This window comes from Pseudomonas sp. PS01297, assembly GCF_029959305.1.
Lineage (GTDB): Bacteria > Pseudomonadota > Gammaproteobacteria > Pseudomonadales > Pseudomonadaceae > Aquipseudomonas > Aquipseudomonas helleri.
Genome location: NZ_JASCPQ010000064.1, coordinates 13,709 through 32,496 on the forward strand (window position 1 = coordinate 13,709; position 18,788 = coordinate 32,496).

At 58.6% G+C, this 18,788-nt stretch carries 18 protein-coding genes; 12 read left to right on the top strand and 6 right to left on the bottom strand.

The window, feature by feature from the left end:
* The first annotated feature begins 122 nt into the window (after nt 1-122).
* Complete coding sequence (locus tag QMX84_RS18145; RefSeq protein ID WP_262125474.1) at nt 123-1,031, top strand: LysR substrate-binding domain-containing protein; 909 nt, start codon at nt 123-125, stop codon at nt 1,029-1,031.
* Nucleotides 1,032-1,117: 86 nt separating this feature from the next.
* On the opposite strand, the gene QMX84_RS18150 is transcribed toward QMX84_RS18145, so the two are convergent.
* The gene (locus QMX84_RS18150) at nt 1,118-1,672 is read right to left on the bottom strand and encodes a reprolysin-like metallopeptidase (protein ID WP_262125473.1); all 555 of its coding nucleotides are present in this window, start codon (nt 1,670-1,672) and stop codon (nt 1,118-1,120) included.
* Nucleotides 1,673-2,106: 434 nt separating this feature from the next.
* Here QMX84_RS18150 and purE point away from each other — a divergent pair, with 434 nt between their 5' ends.
* The 4 genes from purE (at nt 2,107) to QMX84_RS18170 (ending at nt 4,665) form a co-directional block, all read left to right on the top strand.
* Nucleotides 2,107-2,598, top strand: a complete 492-nt coding sequence (gene purE / locus QMX84_RS18155) for a 5-(carboxyamino)imidazole ribonucleotide mutase (RefSeq protein ID WP_047279087.1) — start codon at nt 2,107-2,109, stop codon at nt 2,596-2,598.
* Nucleotides 2,599-2,609: 11 nt separating this feature from the next.
* Nucleotides 2,610-3,695, top strand: a complete 1,086-nt coding sequence (locus tag QMX84_RS18160) for a 5-(carboxyamino)imidazole ribonucleotide synthase (protein WP_048373762.1) — start codon at nt 2,610-2,612, stop codon at nt 3,693-3,695.
* Between the two features lie 104 nt (nt 3,696-3,799).
* Nucleotides 3,800-4,048: a GlsB/YeaQ/YmgE family stress response membrane protein gene (locus QMX84_RS18165; protein WP_048373764.1), complete on the top strand. Its 249-nt coding sequence runs from the start codon at nt 3,800-3,802 to the stop codon at nt 4,046-4,048.
* Nucleotides 4,049-4,128: 80 nt separating this feature from the next.
* Nucleotides 4,129-4,665 (top strand): DUF3299 domain-containing protein, encoded by a 537-nt coding sequence (locus QMX84_RS18170; protein WP_048390783.1) that lies wholly within the window; start codon nt 4,129-4,131, stop codon nt 4,663-4,665.
* 79 nt (nt 4,666-4,744) lie between these two features.
* On the opposite strand, the gene QMX84_RS18175 is transcribed toward QMX84_RS18170, so the two are convergent.
* Nucleotides 4,745-5,641, bottom strand: a complete 897-nt coding sequence (locus QMX84_RS18175; RefSeq protein WP_282364452.1) for a D-hexose-6-phosphate mutarotase — start codon at nt 5,639-5,641, stop codon at nt 4,745-4,747.
* 25 nt (nt 5,642-5,666) lie between these two features.
* Nucleotides 5,667-6,068 carry an acyl-CoA thioesterase gene (locus tag QMX84_RS18180; RefSeq protein WP_048373769.1) on the bottom strand — a complete coding sequence of 134 codons (402 nt, stop codon included), beginning with the start codon at nt 6,066-6,068 and terminating at the stop codon, nt 5,667-5,669.
* Between the two features lie 373 nt (nt 6,069-6,441).
* On the opposite strand from QMX84_RS18180, the gene QMX84_RS18185 reads away from it, so the two are divergent.
* The 7 genes from QMX84_RS18185 to QMX84_RS18215 all read left to right on the top strand — a co-directional run bounded on the left by QMX84_RS18185 (nt 6,442) and on the right by QMX84_RS18215 (nt 15,982).
* On the top strand, nt 6,442-7,731 hold the full coding sequence (locus QMX84_RS18185; protein WP_048373771.1) for an MFS transporter: 1,290 nt from the start codon (nt 6,442-6,444) through the stop codon (nt 7,729-7,731).
* Nucleotides 7,732-7,896: 165 nt separating this feature from the next.
* Nucleotides 7,897-8,883, top strand: a complete 987-nt coding sequence (locus QMX84_RS18190; RefSeq protein ID WP_048373778.1) for a phosphate ABC transporter substrate-binding protein PstS family protein — start codon at nt 7,897-7,899, stop codon at nt 8,881-8,883.
* Between the two features lie 197 nt (nt 8,884-9,080).
* Entirely contained in the window at nt 9,081-11,366 is a 2,286-nt protein-coding gene (locus tag QMX84_RS18195) for an ABC transporter permease subunit (RefSeq protein WP_282364453.1), read from the top strand.
* A gap of 15 nt (nt 11,367-11,381) precedes the next feature.
* Nucleotides 11,382-13,052 (top strand): phosphate ABC transporter permease PstA, encoded by a 1,671-nt coding sequence (gene pstA / locus QMX84_RS18200; protein WP_282364454.1) that lies wholly within the window; start codon nt 11,382-11,384, stop codon nt 13,050-13,052.
* Between the two features lie 180 nt (nt 13,053-13,232).
* Nucleotides 13,233-14,066, top strand: a complete 834-nt coding sequence (gene pstB, locus QMX84_RS18205; RefSeq protein ID WP_048373783.1) for a phosphate ABC transporter ATP-binding protein PstB — start codon at nt 13,233-13,235, stop codon at nt 14,064-14,066.
* 111 nt (nt 14,067-14,177) lie between these two features.
* On the top strand, nt 14,178-14,930 hold the full coding sequence (gene phoU, locus QMX84_RS18210) for a phosphate signaling complex protein PhoU (RefSeq protein WP_048373785.1): 753 nt from the start codon (nt 14,178-14,180) through the stop codon (nt 14,928-14,930).
* A gap of 164 nt (nt 14,931-15,094) precedes the next feature.
* The gene (locus tag QMX84_RS18215) at nt 15,095-15,982 is read left to right on the top strand and encodes a response regulator (RefSeq protein ID WP_282364455.1); all 888 of its coding nucleotides are present in this window, start codon (nt 15,095-15,097) and stop codon (nt 15,980-15,982) included.
* Nucleotides 15,983-16,011: 29 nt separating this feature from the next.
* Here QMX84_RS18215 and QMX84_RS18220 read toward each other — a convergent pair whose 3' ends face one another.
* The 3 genes from QMX84_RS18220 to QMX84_RS18230 are packed head-to-tail and all read right to left on the bottom strand — an operon-like array spanning nt 16,012 to nt 18,610.
* Nucleotides 16,012-17,973 (bottom strand): DUF4105 domain-containing protein, encoded by a 1,962-nt coding sequence (locus QMX84_RS18220; protein WP_282364456.1) that lies wholly within the window; start codon nt 17,971-17,973, stop codon nt 16,012-16,014.
* Entirely contained in the window at nt 17,970-18,290 is a 321-nt protein-coding gene (locus QMX84_RS18225; RefSeq protein ID WP_048390771.1) for a DUF2388 domain-containing protein, read from the bottom strand. Before QMX84_RS18225 ends, QMX84_RS18220 begins: the two co-directional genes overlap by 4 nt.
* A gap of 26 nt (nt 18,291-18,316) precedes the next feature.
* Nucleotides 18,317-18,610 carry a DUF2388 domain-containing protein gene (locus QMX84_RS18230; RefSeq protein WP_123750565.1) on the bottom strand — a complete coding sequence of 98 codons (294 nt, stop codon included), beginning with the start codon at nt 18,608-18,610 and terminating at the stop codon, nt 18,317-18,319.
* Nucleotides 18,611-18,788: the final 178 nt, after the last annotated feature.

Genomic DNA, 18,788 nt, shown 5'->3' on the forward strand with positions numbered 1-18,788 from the left:
TGCAGACTATTTTGGGCCAATGCCTTTAAACACTATCCTATGCAGAAACGGCATAATGGCGACGTGACGCGACCGCCGCGTCGAACGTGTGACCCAATTTGGTGCGCGTCCGGGAGGACTCGATGAATCTCGAAAGTAAATGGCTGGAGGACTTCAGTGCCCTGGCCGCCACTCGCAGTTTTTCTCAGGCGGCAGAGCGCCGCTTTGTGACTCAGCCAGCCTTCAGCCGACGTATTCGCAGCCTCGAAGCGGCCCTGGGGCTGACCTTGGTGAATCGTTCCCGCACCCCGGTGGAGTTGACTGCGGCCGGTCAGCTGTTTTTGGTCACGGCGCGCACGGTGGTCGAGCAGCTTGGCGAGGTGTTGCGGCACTTGCATCACCTTGAAGGCGGGCAGGGCGAGGTCATGCAAGTGGCGGCTGCGCACTCTCTGGCCCTGGGGTTTTTCCCTCGCTGGATCGCTCAATTGCGCAACGAAGGGTTGAACATCGCCACGCGGCTGGTTGCGACTAACGTCGGAGACGCGGTGCACGCTTTGCGCGAAGGCGGCTGCGATTTGATGCTGGCTTTTTACGATCCGGACGCTGCGTTGCAGATGGATCCGGAGATTTTTCCGTCGCTGCACTTGGGCAACACCGAAATGCTGCCCGTGTGCGCTGCCGATGCTGACGGCAAGCCGCTGTTTGATCTGGAAGGTGAAGGCAGCGTGCCGTTGCTGGCTTACAGCGCCGGGGCGTTTCTTGGGCGCTCGGTCAACTTGCTGCTGCGCCAGCGTGCCCTGCGGTTTACCACTATTTATGAAACCGCGATGGCGGACAGCCTCAAGAGCATGGCGCTGGAAGGTCTGGGTATCGCCTGGGTTCCGCGTTTAAGTGTGCGCGCGGAGCTTGAGCGGGGCGAACTGGTGATCTGTGGCGGCCCGCAATGGCACGTGCCGCTCGAGATTCGCCTGTATCGCTGCGCGTTGGTGCGCAAGGCGAACGTGCGATTGTTGTGGCGCAAGCTGGAAGGTGGGGCGTCATCTGCCCCGTGAGTGAAGGCCGGGCGTGATGGCCTTCACTCAAGGGCTTACCGCTAACATATGTCAGTCGAATGGGCTGACATCGTTGCGCATCTGAGTTAAGGGGCATCGCTCAGGAAAGCTTTGATGTGCTCTCTGTTTTTTGGCGTATAGCGGTAACAGTTGCCTCGGACATCAGATTTTTCGTAATACATGTACGTCTCGCATTCACCTCCCCACGCATTCCAGCCCAACTCGGCATCTTCATGGGTTGCATTAAAACTGTGACCAACCTCATGGGCGATCACTTGATAGGACTGGGTACAGGCAATGACGGCAGGTTTGCCGGGGTAGGCGCAACCCAGGACAGTGGCGTTGATCGGGTCTTTGGTGACTAAAATATAGCGTTCGGTTTTGCCCCACTCCAAACCCTTGTCGTTTTTGTATCCGACGGCTACCGTCTGCCAACTCCGTAATGTTTCATCCACGTTTTGGCCTTTATAGTTGTGGTCTGTCACCCCCTTTACATGACGCACTTCATTAAAGACAAAGGGCCTGCCGGTAATAAAAGATATTTCTTCGGTGAACTCTTTGAAATAGCCCCGGCCCAGCGTGTGGGCGATGCTGCCGGGGACATCATCGTGAACAAAGATATAAAGCGTAATGGGTTTCATGTTAATCATCCTTAATCAAGGCCCTGACACGTTGTTTAGTGGTGTGAGTGCCACCTGCAGTCCTTACAGGTATTTAATTATTTGAGTGCTGCATAAAGAGTTAAGCGGTTATTACGTGTTTGCGGCATACATCGAGTTCGATTCTATAAGTAGCCAATATCACCTCGTGTCGTAAGCCTTGCAGCAGGCGGCAACATGCCTCTAATGCTGTCAATTATTGACCTGTCGGTCAGTAAAACCAGCTATTTCAGGGTTTTATTTGCCTGCAGACAGATGGTCGCCAAAGGTGCTTTCAAGTGGCCTCTTTGGGGTATACTGCGCGGCCTTCGGCTGGCATGACCGGCCTTAATTTCTATAACAAGCCACGTCGGATCCTCCACGTGGCTTGTTGTTTTTTGACGCGCCTGCGGGCGCCCAAGAGAAGAGGCGCGACGATGAGTGCACTGGTAGGCGTGATCATGGGCTCCAAGTCCGATTGGTCCACCCTCAGCCACACCGCCGATATGCTGGAAAAACTCGGCATCCCTTACGAAGTTAAAGTGGTCTCTGCCCACCGGACTCCGGATTTGCTGTTCCAGTATGCCGAAGAGGCCGAAGGCCGCGGGATCGAGGTCATTATTGCCGGGGCCGGTGGCGCCGCTCACCTGCCAGGCATGTGTGCCGCTAAAACCCATTTGCCAGTACTGGGTGTGCCGGTGCAGTCGTCGATGCTGTCGGGTGTCGACTCGCTGCTGTCGATCGTGCAAATGCCTGCTGGCATTCCGGTCGCTACTCTGGCTATCGGCAAGGCTGGCGCGATCAACGCCGCGCTGTTGTCGGCGAGCATTCTGGGCGCCAAGCACCCGCAGTTCCATACCGTATTGAAAGCATTCCGTGCAGAGCAGACTGACAGCGTGCTGGACAATCCAGACCCGCGCCTGGCCTGAGGTTTTTGACGATGAAAATCGGTGTAATCGGTGGCGGCCAACTCGGTCGCATGCTGGCCCTGGCGGGGACTCCGCTGGGCATGAACTTCGCCTTCCTGGACCCGGCACCTGATGCCTGTGCTGCTGCCTTGGGCGAGCACATTCGTGCGGACTACGGCGATCAGGATCATTTGCGCCAGTTGGCTGACCAGGTTGATCTGGTGACGTTTGAGTTTGAAAGCGTCCCGGCTGAAACCGTGGCATTCCTGTCGCAATTCGTACCGGTTTACCCGAGTGCCGATGCCCTGCGCATTGCCCGTGACCGCTGGTTCGAAAAGAGCATGTTCAAGGACTTGGGCATTCCGACGCCTGCGTTCGCTGACATCCAGTCCCAGGCGGATCTGGACGCGGCGGTGGCCAGTATCGGTCTGCCTGCGGTGCTCAAAACCCGTACCCTGGGGTATGACGGCAAAGGTCAGAAAGTGCTGCGCACTGCGGCTGATGTTGAAGGGACATTTGCTGAGCTGGGCAGCGTTGCTTGCCTGCTGGAAGGCTTTGTACCGTTTACCGGTGAAGTGTCGCTGATCGCCGTGCGCGGTCGTGATGGCGAAACCCGGTTTTACCCGTTGGTGCACAACACCCACGACAGCGGCATTCTCAAATTGTCGGTAGCGAGCACGGATCATCCGCTGCAAGCCTTGGCTGAAGACTATTCCAGCCGCGTGCTCAAGCACCTGGATTACGTGGGCGTGATGGCTTTCGAGTTCTTTGAAGTCGACGGTGGCCTCAAAGCCAACGAAATTGCCCCGCGTGTGCACAACTCCGGCCACTGGACCACCGAAGGCGCCGAGTGCAGCCAGTTCGAAAACCACCTGCGCGCCATCGCTGGCCTGCCGCTGGGTTCGACTGCCAAGGTGGGCGAGAGCGCCATGCTCAACTTCATCGGCCGCGTGCCACCGGTTGAGCAGGTGATCGCGATTGCCGACTGCCATTTGCATCACTACGGCAAAGCCTTCAAGGCCGGCCGCAAAGTGGGCCATGCCAACTTGCGCTGCGCCGACATGGCCACCCTGAACGCGCAAATCCAGCGCGTTGAGGCGTTGATCGACGAGGCATAAGCCAGCAGGCGACGGAACCATTGCGGTGTCGTTGCTCTCTGATGGCGTGAAACCAAAGTGCTGACTAGGCTTTGGTTAACGCCATCTAATGAGAGGACGCGTGCATGGGCATCATCGGAACCATTTTTATCGGCTTGATCGTTGGCCTGCTGGCTCGTTTCCTAAAACCGGGTGACGACAGCATGGGCTGGATCATGACCATCATTCTGGGTATCGCGGGCTCTTTGGCGGCGACCTATGGTGGGCAGGCGTTGGGTATCTACCATGCTGGCGAAGGTGCCGGCTTTATTGGTGCGGTAATCGGCGCCATTATCCTGCTGGTCATTTACGGCATGGTGAAGAAAAAGAGCTGATCGCGTGCGGCCCTCTCTGCGCCGATCGCAGAGAGGGCTAGAATGCGCGACGTATTCACTTCTCTTTGATTGAGCTCTTCATGCGCCGCCTTCTACTGACCTTTCTTTTGCTGGGCTGCGGCCTGGTACACGCGGCAGAACTGCCCGAAACCGACTGGCTCGACTTGATGCCCAAGTCGGATCAGAAAGCCCTCGAAGCCATGCCTGAAATCGATCACAACTCGCCTGAAGCTCAGGGGACGTTTACCGATAAGGGTGGCTTGAAACAAAGCAAAGGCCTGCCGGCCGTGATGTATTCCAACAAAACAGTCGCCAGCATGAACGGCAAAAATATCCGTTTGGGCGGTTACCCCGTGCCGTTGGAAACCGACGCCAAAGGCCGCAGCACACTGTTTTTCCTGGTGCCTTACCCGGGGGCTTGCATCCATGTGCCACCGCCGCCGCCCAACCAATTGGTGCTGGTGCGCTATCCAAAAGGCTTGAAGCTGGACGACATCTATACGCCGCTGTGGGTCACGGGCACGCTGAAAGTCGAGAAGGTCAGCAATGACCTGGCGGATGCGGCTTATGCACTGGATGCCAGCAAAGTGCGGGTGGTGGTTGAGGCGGATTTGTAACAGCTGACTTGTAGGAGCGAGCTTGCCTCGCGATCTTTTAAACGATCAAAAGATCGCGAGACAAGCTCGCTCCTACGGTTCAGGCCAGTTTTTGGCTGCTGATGCTCACACCCAAGGTGTGGCTCGCGCCTGGCGCCAGGGTGATGATGTCGTCCATGACGTTGGCGGTTTCGATGCAGAGCATGCGTTGCCAGCCATCTAACGCCATGTCGCCGAGCGCAGCGGCTTTGTCGATCCACGGGTTCCAGATCACGGCAGAGCGCGAGCCTTGGCTGGTGAGCTGGATGCTGCGGTTCCAGTCGGCGTCGACAATGCTCAACTGTGGCGGTGTGTCCAGGTAGATACGGTCGGTCTCACCGGTAAAGGTCAAGTTGCCGACTTGTTGCACGCGCTTCCAGTCATCAAGGGTTTCGATGTAAGTCAGACCCTCAACGCCTTCGACATGAACCTTGCGCACGTCGCTGACGGCGAAATAGCTGTGCAGCGCCTGGCTGATGCTCACCGGTGCGTCGCTGCGGTTGTGGCTGGTGAGGCTGACATGCAACTGGGTATCGAGACGGATGTTCAGGGTCAGTGCCACGTCATGGGGCCAACCGGGCAGGCCGCCTTCGATGTGGGGCAGGCCCAACGCAATGTGCAGGGCTTCACCTGCATCGTCGATTTCCAGCACTTCCCATTCACGGGTGCGCACCAGGCCGTGGGCGGTGGCGGGCTCAGTACTGTCGCGCATGGCCTGCACGCTGTCCGGGTTGCGCGCCAGATTGCCAAACCACGGCCAGCACACCGGCATGCCGGTGCGGATGCCATGACCTGTTTTGAATTGGGCTTTTTCATTGAGCCAGACAATTGGCGGCTCATCGCCAACCTGATAGCTGAGAACCTGCGCGCCTTGTTTGGCGACCAGTAGCTGGGCCTGGCCATGCTGAAAGTGCCAGCACTCCAGTTCGTCCAGGGTGACAGACTCAATGTGGTACATGGCAGGCTCTCTATACAGGGGCGGGTTAGCGGCGTGGCGGAACGGAACGTGTGCGGCCGCTGCCATCAATGGCAACGAAGACAAACACGGCTTCGGTGACTTTGCGCCATTCGCTGGACAGCGGGTCGTCGCTCCAGACTTCAACCATCATCTGGATCGAGCTGCGGCCGATTTCCAGTGCCTGGGTATAGAACGACAACTGCGCGCCGACGGCCACAGGCACCAGAAACGCCATGCGATCAATCGCGACGGTGGCTACTCGGCCACCTGCAACCTTGCTGGCCATTGCGGTGCCGGCCAGGTCCATTTGCGAGACCAGCCAGCCACCAAAAATATCGCCGAAACCATTGGTTTCGCGTGGCAATGCGGTGATTTGCAAGGCGAGGTCGCCTTGCGGGATTGGATCTTCTTGTTCGAGCTCTATCATGCCGAAGGGCCTCTGACCCGTGATTCATCATGTGTATTGCGGGTGAATAAGCGTCTAAAGAAAAACGATTCAGCCCGAACATACTACGTTCGTCACGTTCTTCATAAGCCGCGCCAAGGGAAACTCTGCGAAATCGGCTGGGGAGGGCCCAGCGGGCGCTTTCGCACAGCAACCCAGGTAGTTTCCGAATGTTTCATTCGGGCACGAGTATATCGGGCGATCGCTCGCCCGACGACCTTCCGGTTCTGCTTTTTCAAGCCGCTGTGCGTCTAGCTCTATGCTTTTGCAAACAATTTGTTATCTTTCAAGGCCTACCAAGCCTTGCCGGCATCGATGCAGCTTTCGCCGAACCTAATAAGAGAAGCCATACCTCATGATCACTGAGCCTTCCAGTGCCGCACCCCCCTCGCGACCGTTGTCGCGTAATGACCTCAAAACCTTGTCGTTGTCCGCTCTGGGCGGTGCGCTGGAGTTTTACGATTTCATCATCTTTGTGTTCTTCGCCACGGTCGTCGGAAAGCTATTTTTCCCGGCTGACATGCCTGAGTGGCTACGCCTGATGCAGACCTTTGGCATTTTTGCCGCGGGTTACCTGGCACGGCCCTTGGGTGGCATCGTCATGGCGCACTTCGGCGACCTACTGGGGCGCAAAAAGATGTTCACCTTGAGCATTTTCATGATGGCTGTGCCGACGCTGATCATGGGGTTGCTGCCGACGTATGAGCAGATCGGCATGCTGGCGCCGATCCTGTTGCTGCTGATGCGGGTGATCCAGGGCGCGGCCATTGGTGGCGAAGTACCGGGAGCATGGGTTTTTGTTTCGGAGCACGTGCCGGCGCGTCACGTTGGCTATGCCTGCGGCACCCTGACCTGCGGCTTGACGGCCGGTATTCTGCTGGGCTCGCTGGTGGCCACTGCGATCAACTCGATCTACACCCCGGCCGAAGTCTCGGACTTCGCCTGGCGTATTCCATTCCTGTTGGGCGGTGTGTTCGGCTTGTTCGCGGTGTACCTGCGCCGCTGGCTGCACGAGACCCCGGTGTTTGCCGAGCTGCAACTGCGCAAGGCGCTGGCCGAAGAAGTACCGCTTAAAACGGTATTGCGTGACCACCGTGGCGCCATTGTGATTTCGATGTTGCTGACCTGGCTGCTGTCTGCCGGGATCATCGTGATCATCTTGATGACCCCGACTGTGTTGCAAACCGTGTACGGCTTCCCGGCCACCACTTCATTGCAAGCCAACAGCCTGGCCATTGTGTTCCTGAGCCTGGGTTGCATTGCTTCGGGTGCCCTGGCTGACCGCTTTGGTGCGGGCAAAGTTTTTGTGGTGGGCTGCGCTGCGCTGTTGATCACATCGTGGACCTTCTATCACAGCCTGTTGCAGCACCCGGATTGGCTGTTCCCGCTGTATGCCTTGAGCGGTTTGTTTGTAGGCACTATCGGCGCGGTGCCGTATGTCATGGTTAAAGCCTTCCCGCCTGTGATCCGTTTCAGCGGTTTGTCGTTCTCGTACAACCTGGCCTACGCGATCTTCGGCGGCCTGACGCCCATGGCTGTGACCTTGTTGCTTAAGGAAAGCCCGATGGGTCCGGCGTATTACGTGGCGATTATTTCTCTGATGGGGCTGTGTGTGGGCGCTTATCTGTGGAAAAAGGGGCGCTGATTACGCGGCTTAAGCTTCACGGCTTTTAGCAGTCTCGATGAGTGCCATCATTTATGGCTCAATGATGGCATTTCATCTAATTGTCACAATCGGTTCATAGAGTAGTCATCAGGCCTGCTGATACTGGCCCCCGATTCATCTAACCCGGTTTGCTAGGAGTAAGGCATGAAACTGAAGCGTGTGATGGCGGCCCTGACTTTTGTCGCCGCGGGCGTTGCGGCTGCTAACGCGGTTGCGACGGGTGTAGATCCGACTATCCCGGCTTACACCAAGACCACCGGTGTGTCTGGCAACCTGTCCAGCGTTGGTTCCGATACCCTGGCGAACCTGATGACATTGTGGGCTGAGGCTTACAAGAAAGAATATCCAAACGTAAACATCCAGATTCAGGCCGCTGGCTCTGCCACCGCGCCACCTGCGCTGACTGAAGGCACCTCTAACCTGGGCCCGATGAGCCGCAAAATGAAGGACACCGAACTGGCTGCTTTCGAGCAGAAGTACGGCTACAAGCCAACCGCCGTGCCGGTGGCTGTGGATGCCCTGGCGGTGTTCGTGCACAAAGACAACCCGATCCAGCACCTGACCATGGAACAAGTGGACGCGATTTTCTCGTCGACTCGTCTGTGCGGCGCTAAAGATGACGTAAAAACCTGGGGCGACCTGGGCGTCAAAGGCGATCTGGCCAACAAGCCGGTTCAGCTGTTTGGCCGTAACTCGGTATCCGGCACGTATGGCTACTTCAAAGAAGAAGCCCTGTGCAAAGGTGACTACAAGCCTAACGTGAACGAGCAACCTGGCTCGGCGTCGGTTGTGCAGTCCATCAGCTCCTCGCTGAACGGCATCGGTTACTCGGGCATCGGTTACAAAACCGCTAGCGTGAAGACCGTCGCACTGGCCAAAAAAGGCAGCACTGACTTCATCGAAGACACCGAAGAGAACGCACTGAACGGCAAATACCCGCTGTCGCGTTTCCTTTACGTGTACGTGAACAAGGCGCCTAACAAGCCGCTGAACCCGCTGGAAGCCGAGTTCATCAAGCTGGTCCTGTCCAAGCAAGGTCAGGAAGTGGTCGTGAAAGACGGCTACATCCCGCTGCCGGCTAAAGTGGCTGCAAAAGCCTTGGCTGACCTGGGTCTGAAAGAAGGCAACTAAGCCTTCTGCTATGCAGCAGGCTGCGATGAGGTTACGGTGCTAGCCGTTGCCTTGAGGTCTTGAAAGACCCATCGTAGCCTGCGGTAGCGACTAACGGTTCGCTGCATTTTCGTTCCGCTACCAGGTCCGCTGGTCAGCGGTTTTTTGCGTCACTGATTTGTCATCTTTTTGTCATACAGGCCCGCTAGGGTGTGCGCATGAATGATCTGGCCAATTCCCGAATGACTTCGACCTCCGCTCCCAAGCGCATTGATTTCAATACGCCTGAACTCAAACGCAAGCGTCGCATCCGTGCGCTCAAAGATCATCTGACCCGTTGGTATGTGTTTATTGGCGGCCTTGCCGTGCTGGGCGCCATCACGTTGATCTTCTTCTTCCTGGGCTATGTGGTGTACCCGCTGTTCCAGGGTGCTGACCTGACCGCCAAAACGCCGATAACACCGGTGTGGATGCAAGATGCTGGCAAGCCTCTGATGCTCTCGGTTGAAGAGCAGAATCAGGTGGGTATGCGCGTGTCGGACAAGGGCATGGTGCTGTTCTTTAGCGTCAAGGATGGCAGCGAACTGTCGCGGGTTAACCTGCCGCTGCCGGCCGATACCCACGTGACCTCGCTCGGTGAAGACCAGCCGGGTAGCCCGGTGGTGGTGTTGGGCCTGTCCAACGGTCAGGCGCTGGTGTTCCGGCACACCTATAAAGTCAGTTACCCGGATGGCAAAAAGACCATCACCCCGGCCATTGAATACCCGTATGGCGATGCGCCGATCACCCTTGACCCGCGCGGCCTCGCGCTGGATCACGTGAACCTCAACGTGAACGACTCGACCGTCGTGCTGGCGGGGTCTACAGGCTCGCAACTGAACGTCGTCACGCTGACCAGTGAAGAGAACATGATGACCGGCGAGGTCACCAAGTCCGAAAGCCGCATCGATCTCCCGCAGATGACCGAGAAGGTCAAGGCGCTGTATATCGACCCTCGCCAGCAATGGCTGTATGTGGTCAACGGTCGGGCCCAGGCGGATGTGTTCAGCTTGCGCGACAAGAGCCTTAATGGCCGTTACAAACTGCTGGAAGACGCCAACACCGAAATCACCGCCAGCACGCAATTGGTCGGCGGGATCTCGCTGATTTTTGGTGATTCGAAAGGCGGTCTGAGCCAGTGGTTTATGGCCCGTGATTCGGACGGTGAGCTGCGTTTCAAGCACATCCGCAGCTTCCAGATGGGCACGTCGCCGATCGTTGAGATTACCGCCGAGCAGCGCCGCAAAGGCTTTCTGGCCCTGGACGCTGCCGGTGAGATTGGCGTGTTCCACAGCACCGCGCATCGCACTTTATTAGTAGAAAAGGTCGCTGAAGGCCCTGGCATCATGGCGCTCTCGCCACGTGCCAACCGCATCATCGTGGAAGAGGGCGGCAAGCTGATCCCGCTGTTCTTGAAGAACCCGCACCCGGAAGTGTCCTGGAGCGCGTTGTGGAGCAAGGTCTGGTACGAGAACTACGACGCACCTAAATATGTGTGGCAATCCACCGCTGCCAACACCGACTTCGAACCGAAGATGAGCCTGGCGCCGTTGACCTTCGGGACCTTGAAGGCGGCGTTCTACGCGATGCTGTTGGCGGCGCCGCTGGCGGTTGCCGCAGCGATCTATACCGCTTACTTCATGGCCCCGAGCCTGCGGCGCAAGGTCAAGCCGGTGATCGAGCTGATGGAAGCCATGCCGACGGTGATTCTGGGCTTCTTCGCCGGTCTGTTCCTGGCGCCGTATGTCGAAGGTCACTTGCCGGGTATTTTCAGTCTGCTGGTGCTGATGCCGGTGGGCATTCTGCTGGCGGGCTTTGGCTGGAGCCGCCTGCCGGAGTCCATTCGTTTGCGGATCCCGGAAGGCTGGGAAACGATCATTCTGATTCCTGTGGTGCTGCTGGTGTGTGGGCTGTCGCTGTACATGAGCCCGTACATGGAAGCCTGGTTCTTCGGCGGCGATATGCGTCTGTGGATCTCCCATGACCTGGGTATCACCTACGACCAGCGAAACGCATTGGTGGTGGGGCTGGCGATGGGCTTTGCGGTGATCCCGAATATCTACTCGATTGCTGAAGACGCCGTGTTCAGCGTGCCGCGCGGCCTGACATTGGGCTCGCTGGCGCTGGGCGCCACGCCGTGGCAAACCATGACCCGCGTGGTCATCCTGACGGCCAGCCCGGGGATCTTCTCGGCCTTGATGATCGGCATGGGCCGTGCGGTTGGCGAGACCATGATTGTGTTGATGGCCACGGGTAACACCCCGGTCATGGAACTGAACCTGTTCGAAGGCTTGCGCACCTTGGCGGCGAACGTAGCGGTGGAGATGCCGGAGTCGGAGGTGGGCGGTAGTCATTACCGCGTGCTGTTCCTCTCGGCGCTGGTGCTGCTGTTGTTCACCTTTGTCATGAACACTCTTGCCGAGCTGATCCGTCAGCGTCTGCGCAAGAAATATTCGTCGCTTTAAGGAAGGTAGAAGTCTGTGAAGCAGAACTCCCTCAAAGGCTGGTTCAAGAGCGGCGCCCCCGGCGTCTGGATCAGCGGTGGTGCGGTGACCATCGCGGTCATCATGACTATCGGTTTGCTGTCGGTTATTGCCGTGCGCGGTCTGGGCCACTTTTGGCCAGCCGACCTGATACAGGCGCAGTACAACGTGCCAGGCAGTGCTGATCACCTGGTGATCGGCGAAGTGGTGCAAAAAGAAGAAGTGCCCCGTGAGCGCCTGAAAAGTGCAGGCTTGCCTGTGCCGGACCAAGGCCCGGAGTTCATGACGCGCGAGCTGATCAAGGTGGGTAACCGCGACCTCAACGGCAACGACTTTACCTGGGTGGTGGGTGAGTGGTTGACCGGCGAAAGCACGCCGCCAGAGCTGATGGCGATTGAACGTCGCGAGTGGGGCAACTTCTACGGCTATCTGGTTAACGTGAAAGAGAACGGTCAGGTGGTAGCGGAAGGTGCTGCGGCCTGGCCCGAGTTGAAGGCGCGCGTCAAACGCGTTAATGCGTTGGCAGCGCAACTCAGCCAACTGGAAAAGAAAGACATTGGCGCCATCAATGCCGGGCTGGAGCGTATTCGTTTGCACGGCCGCAAACTGGAGCTGGCAGGCAAGCTGGATGCCACCGCACAAGCAGACATGGACGCCGAGCGTGCCGAGCTGAACGCACGCTATAAAGCGGTCGAAGACCGCTTGGCCGACTTGCACGCACAGTTCAACCGCGACAGCCTCACGGCCCGTGATGCCAACGGCAAAGAGCTGGAAATCAACATCGGCAAAGTGGTGAAGGTTTATCAACCGAACAACATGAACAGCTGGCAGAAGCTGGCCATGTATTTCGGCAACATCTGGGAGTTTTTGAGTCAGGACCCACGTGAAGCGAACACCGAAGGCGGGATCTTCCCGGCGATTTTCGGCACCGTGATGATGACCTTGATCATGGCCGTGATCGTGACCCCGTTCGGCGTTCTTGCTGCGGTGTACCTGCGTGAATACGCCAAGCAAAACACCCTGACGCGGGTCATCCGTATCGCGGTCAACAACCTCGCAGGCGTACCGGCCATTGTGTACGGGGTGTTTGGCCTGGGTTTCTTTGTGTACGTGTTGGGCGGCTCGGTTGACCGGCTGTTCTTTGCCGAAGCCTTGCCGGCGCCGACGTTCGGTACGCCTGGGCTGTTGTGGGCGTCGTTGACCCTGGCGCTGCTGGCGGTGCCGGTGGTGATTGTGGCCACAGAAGAAGGGCTGGCGCGTATCCCGCGTACCGTCCGTGAAGGTTCGTTGGCCCTGGGCGCGACCAAAGCCGAGACCTTGTGGAAGATCGTGCTGCCGATGGCCAGCCCGGCCATGATGACCGGCCTGATCCTGGCCGTGGCCCGCGCCGCGGGTGAGGTGGCGCCGCTGATGCTGGTGGGCGTGGTCAAACTGGCGCCGTCGTTGCCGCTGGATGGCAACTACCCTTACTTGCACCTTGACCAGAAGATCATGCACCTGGGCTTCCACATTTATGACGTGGGTTTCCAGAGCCCCAACGTTGAAGCCGCCCGCCCGCTGGTGTACGCCACCGCGCTGCTGCTGGTGCTGGTGATCGCGACCCTGAACCTGTCGGCGGTGTGGATCCGTAACCACCTGCGCGAGAAATACAAGGCGCTGGATAGCTGATTGATAACGGAATCTTAAGTGTGGGAGCGGGCTTGCTCGCGATGGCATCTCTGCGGTTTCAAGGTTAGAGCGAGCCGCCTGAATCGCGAGCAAGCCCGCTCCCACAGAATCTGGCATACCACTGGCCCTTTTTAGTGACCATAGATAGCCAAAACGAATATTTAGCGTATGGAGCAACCCATGCAGCATGATTCCTCAACCCACGGCGTTAACATGTCAGCCTTGGGTCGCAGCAAACAGAGCCTGAGCCTGGCTGACGAAACCGTCGCTATTGAAGTGCCGGGCCTGAACCTGTACTACGGCGAAAAACAAGCACTGTACGATGTCAGCCTGAACATTCCGAAACAGCGGGTTACCGCGTTTATCGGCCCGTCGGGCTGCGGCAAGTCCACCTTGCTGCGTACCTTTAACCGCATGAACGATCTGGTTGACGGTTGCCGGGTGGAAGGCGAAATCAACCTGTACGGCCACAACATCTACCGCAAGGGCGAAGACGTGGCCGAGCTGCGCCGTCGTGTGGGCATGGTGTTCCAGAAGCCGAACCCGTTCCCCAAGACCATCTACGAAAACGTGGTGTATGGTCTGCGCATCCAGGGCATCAACAAAAAGCGCGTGCTCGACGAAGCAGTGGAGTGGGCACTTAAAGGCGCGGCATTGTGGGACGAGGTGAAAGACCGTCTGCACGAGTCGGCACTGGGCTTGTCCGGTGGTCAGCAGCAGCGTCTGGTGATTGCCCGTACCATCGCCGTTGAGCCTGAAGTGTTGCTGCTCGATGAGCCGTGCTCGGCGCTCGACCCGATTTCGACGCTGAAAGTCGAAGAGCTGATCTACGAACTCAAGTCCAAGTTCACCATCGTCATCGTGACCCACAACATGCAACAGGCGGCCCGGGTTTCGGACTACACCGCGTTCATGTACATGGGCAAAATGGTTGAATACGGCGACACCGATACCCTGTTCACCAACCCGGCCAAAAAACAGACCGAAGACTACATAACCGGGCGGTATGGCTAGACGCAGCGACAAGCTTTTAGCTTCAAGCGGCAAGAGAAAGCAGAGCGGCGTAACGACACATTTAACTTGTAGCTTGAAGCTTGTCGCTTGAGGCTTTTGCGGAGCAAGACCATGATTTCAAAGGATGGCCTCACCCATCACATTTCCGCGCAGTTCAATGCGGAACTCGAAGAAGTACGCAGCCACTTGTTGGCCATGGGCGGGCTGGTCGAGAAACAGGTTAATGACGCGGTCACGGCGTTGATTGAGGCCGACTCCGGGTTGGCTCAGCAAGTGCGTGAGATCGACGAACAGATCAATCAGATGGAGCGCAACATCGACGAGGAGTGCCTGCGCATTCTGGCCCGTCGCCAGCCTGCGGCCTCTGACTTGCGGCTGATCATCAGCATCTCCAAGTCGGTGATCGACCTGGAGCGCATCGGTGACGAAGCGACCAAGATCGCGCGCCGGGCCATTCAGCTGTGCGAAGAAGGCGAGGCGCCACGCGGCTACGTGGAGGTGCGCCACATTGGCGACCAGGTGCGCAACATGGTGCGCGATGCCTTGGACGCCTTTGCGCGTTTTGACGCTGACCTGGCGTTGTCGGTGGCGCAGTACGATAAGATCATCGACCGCGAATACAAAACCGCACTGCGCGAGCTGGCCACATACATGATGGAAGACCCGCGCTCTATTACGCGTGTGTTGAGCATCATTTGGGTGCTGCGTTCGCTGGAGCGTATCGGCGACCACGCCCGCAATATCTCGGAATTGGTGATTTACCTGGTACGCGGTACAGACGTGCGCCACATGGGCCTTAAGCGCATGCGTGAAGAAGTTGAAGGCACCAAGGCTAATGTTGAGTCGCAAGCGGACGATAACTAAGACTGCCCGCGACATAAAACGCCCGGCTCATTGCCGGGCGTTTTCGTTTGTGGCGTTTATAGTTAAGGCGCTTGGCGAACTGTAAAAAGGGACGAGGCGCTGATCGGTCTTGGCAAATGGCCATCATTTGGCGCAGGGTTGTCAGGATTCTAAAGGAGCAGTCGATGAGCAAGGTCAGTGTGTTGGTGGTGGATGACGCGTCGTTTATCCGCGATCTGGTTAAAAACTGCCTGCGTAACTATTTTCCCGGTATCCGCATCGAAGACGCGGTCAACGGCCGCAAAGCTCAGGCGCTGCTGACCCGCGAGCCGTTTGACCTCGTGTTGTGCGACTGGGAAATGCCGGAGATGTCGGGCCTTGAACTGCTGACGTGGTGCCGTGAGCAGGACCGCCTTAAAACGCTGCCGTTCATCATGGTCACCAGCCGTGGTGATAAAGAGAACGTGATACAGGCGATTCAGGCCGGGGTTTCGGACTTTGTCAGCAAGCCGTTCACCAATGAGCAATTGCTGACCAAAGTGAAAAAGGCCTTCACCAAGGCCGGCTTGCTGAATGCGGTAATGGCCAGCGCCCCGGTGCGAGCCAGCACCGGCCTGGCCAACGATTCGTTGAGTGCCTTGACCGGTGGCAAAGCGCAAGTGGTGATGCCGACCGCGCCGAGCCGACCGGCTGCAGCAGCGGCGCCTGTGGCCCGCCCGGCCAGCCAGACACCCACGGGGCGCGGCCAAGGCCAGCTGCGATTACCAACGGGGATTCAGCCGTGTGTGATCAAAGCGCTCAGCCTCAAGGAGGCGCTGCTGGTGGTGCGCCGTGGCGATGAGCTGCCGCAGATCCTGGCCAGTGCGGTATTGGACCTTGAGCAAGGCGAGCGGGCCGAGGTGGCGCGTTTGAATGGCTACTTGCACGCCATCGTCGCGTACGAACCCAAGCCGGACAGCGACTGGTTGCAACTGACCTTCCGCTTTGTGGATCAGGATGCGGAGAAAATGAATTACCTGTCGCGGCTGATCGCCCACGGCACGGCGCAGAAGCAGTTTGTGCCGGGGGCGTAAGATCAAAAGATCGCGAGGCAAGCTCGCTCCTACGGGAGTTGCAGGCCGCCTGCGGCTTTGTGAATGGCGCGCAGGTGTTCGCCGATCTGTTTGACGTTGGCTTCGGTGGCGGCGATTTCCGCTGCGCGGGCCGGCTCAAGGAGGCTGCGCACTTCTTTGTCCAGATCGCTGGTCAGGCGTAGCAACTGTTGCTGGCGCTGGCTGCTTTCGGACTCGAGCATTTGCCACTCTTTAGCCTGGGGCAGGCCATAGCCGCTGCTGCCGAGCAGTTCGGCCGGGCGGCTGAGGAAGCCGCTGCTGGCGAGGATCTCTTGCAGGGTTTTGTTGGCTTTGTCCATGCCGCCATCTTTAAGCCCGCGTGCGCCCAGGTACTTTTGCTTGACCTCGTCTTGAGCGAGCAGCAACTGGCGGCGGAAGCTGGCCTGTTCGAGCAGCAACAACGCCGCGCTGGCGCGCAGGTCGGCCTTTTCAAACCATGGGCGGCGTTGCTCGGCGTCCAGGGCCATCCAGTCTTCAACGCTGGTCTGCTTGATCGGCAGGCGGGTTTTCAGCACGTCGAACATGGCTTGATAGCGGTCGCGGTAGGAATCAAACCGGTAGCCCATACGCAGCGCCTCGCGCGGGTCGTCCAGCACGCTGGTGTCGGCCAGACCACGGGCTTTGAGCACTTCCAGCAGGCCATTGGGCACGATGCTGTCCAAGCCTTTGAGCTGCGCGTTGTCACTGCCGCTGCGCAGCAGTTTCAGGGTTTCGACTGCGCAGTTGTTGGACACAAAGTAATAGCTGCCGTCGTAGCTCCAATGCATCTCGGCAGCGTGCTCAACCACTTCTTCGATTTCCGGGCGGCTCAAGTTCAGCGGTACAGAGGCGAGGCTGCGCAGTTCGGTTTTGGTGTATTCATCGATAACCTGGGCCAGCGGCAGTACAAACAGGCGCGACGGGTAGGCGCCGGTCAGGCCGTCCCAGCTTGAAAGCTGTACGTCGTTCACAAACGCCCGGTAGGACAATACCAAGTGTTCTTGCAGGTCGAGTCGGCAATCTGGACCGCGTGGCCGGCCGGGGGCGCAAATCACCAGGCGCAGCATGCTGTGGCCCCAGCGGCTGGCCCATTCCTGGTTGGCCTCGGCCAGCAGGTAGTCGACGGCGTATACGCGCTCGGGGTCAACGGTGCCGAGGGGCTGTTTGGCAAAGTCGTTGCCGGCGTTCAAAAAGGGGAAGCTCTTGGGGCAGTCGTCTTTGGCAGCCGGTGCCCAGCCGAAATGATCTTTGTAGTAGCGGTACAGCGCCGGGCGCCGGCACGCGTAGGCCGGGTCGAGGAGGAAGTACTCCATGTTGACCGCGACGAATTCTTTGGGGTTGGTGACTTCGTACAGGTCCGGGCTGCGCACGACCTGATGGTTGTCTTGCTCGCGCTCACCACGGCGGCCCACGTATTGCTGCCAACCGGCGAGGTCGAGCAGGCGCGGGTCATCGCTGAGGGTAAAGCGGCGCTCGGTCTGGCCACGGCATTGGTCGGGCAGGCCGATGAGCCCCGTGCTGTTGCTTTGCCGTGCGCAGCGCTGGATGAGCGTGCGGTCTGCGGCAGGCCAGAGGCGGGCGCGGTCATAGAGGTGGGTCAGCTCGTGCAGAACGGTGGCGAGCATTTCCTGGCGCACGGTGCCGTGGGGGCGATTGGTCTTTTGAGTCGCGGCCGAGCCATCGGTGAGGCTGGCCAGGAGGTTGCGATTCAGGTCCAGCTCAGACACCAACGAGGCTTGCCCGTAGGCGTTGCTGGGCATGTCATCGCTCCAGCCGACCACAATCTGGCGATCCAGTTGCTCGATGAAGCGCGGGGGCAGCTTTTGCATGGCTTCATCGAGCAGCGCTTGGCTGGCGTGCTGCTGGGCGGGTGTCAGGCCCTCTGTTATGAGCTGCAGATGGAGGGCCGCGTGGGCATTACTGCCGATAAGCAGCAGGGCACACGCCGCGAGCCAGCCCGTCAGTGGTTTCACAGCGCGAGGATAGCTTCGGCGAGGTCATGGTCGCTGGCGTTACGCGCTTCAGGCAGGCGATCGCGCAGGGTATTGAAGGCGGACTCCAGCTGCACGCCACGAATGGAGCCTTCGCTGGCGACGAATGTGGCGGCGTCATCGTGGGCTTCACGGACTACTTTAGAGTCACGAATGGACGTGGTGGTGTCGGAGGTGAAGTCGATGGAACGGCCAAACGCGCGCACGATGATGTTGCTGGTCTGCACAACGGTCTGTGCTTGCGCCACATCGGCGAGCAACAACAGGCCAAGGGTGGCGACAATTAAAGGGCTACGCATGAAACATCTCCAGAAAACGCGGGTATTTATTGGACGAGAATTGCTTGTGCCAGTTCAAGGTCGGAGGCATTCAATTCAGGCTGGGTCTGGCGCAGATAGCGCAAGGCAGACTCCAGCTGCGCGCCTCGCTGTTGACCGTCACTGGCAATAAAGACGGCAGCGTCATCCTGGGCGGCACATAGCAGTTTGTGATCGAAGGGCGCGGACGTCACTTTACTGGTGACGTAGCCGGTGAGCACGGTATTTTGCGTGGTTGTGTCGAAGGCGTGGGCTGATTGAGTCCAGCAGAGGGCAAGCAGGGCTAGTAAAGAAAAACGCATGGGTCTCGTTCTGTGTGATCGAGGCCCAAGGCTAGCGTAATGGTCGGGTCAGAACCAGTACGTGGCGGGATCTTCATCTTTGACGCAATCCCCGTGGGAGCGGGCTTGCTCGCGATAGCATAATAGCGCCCGTTCAGAGACACCATGTGGTCTGCATCGCGAGCAAGCCAGCTCCCAC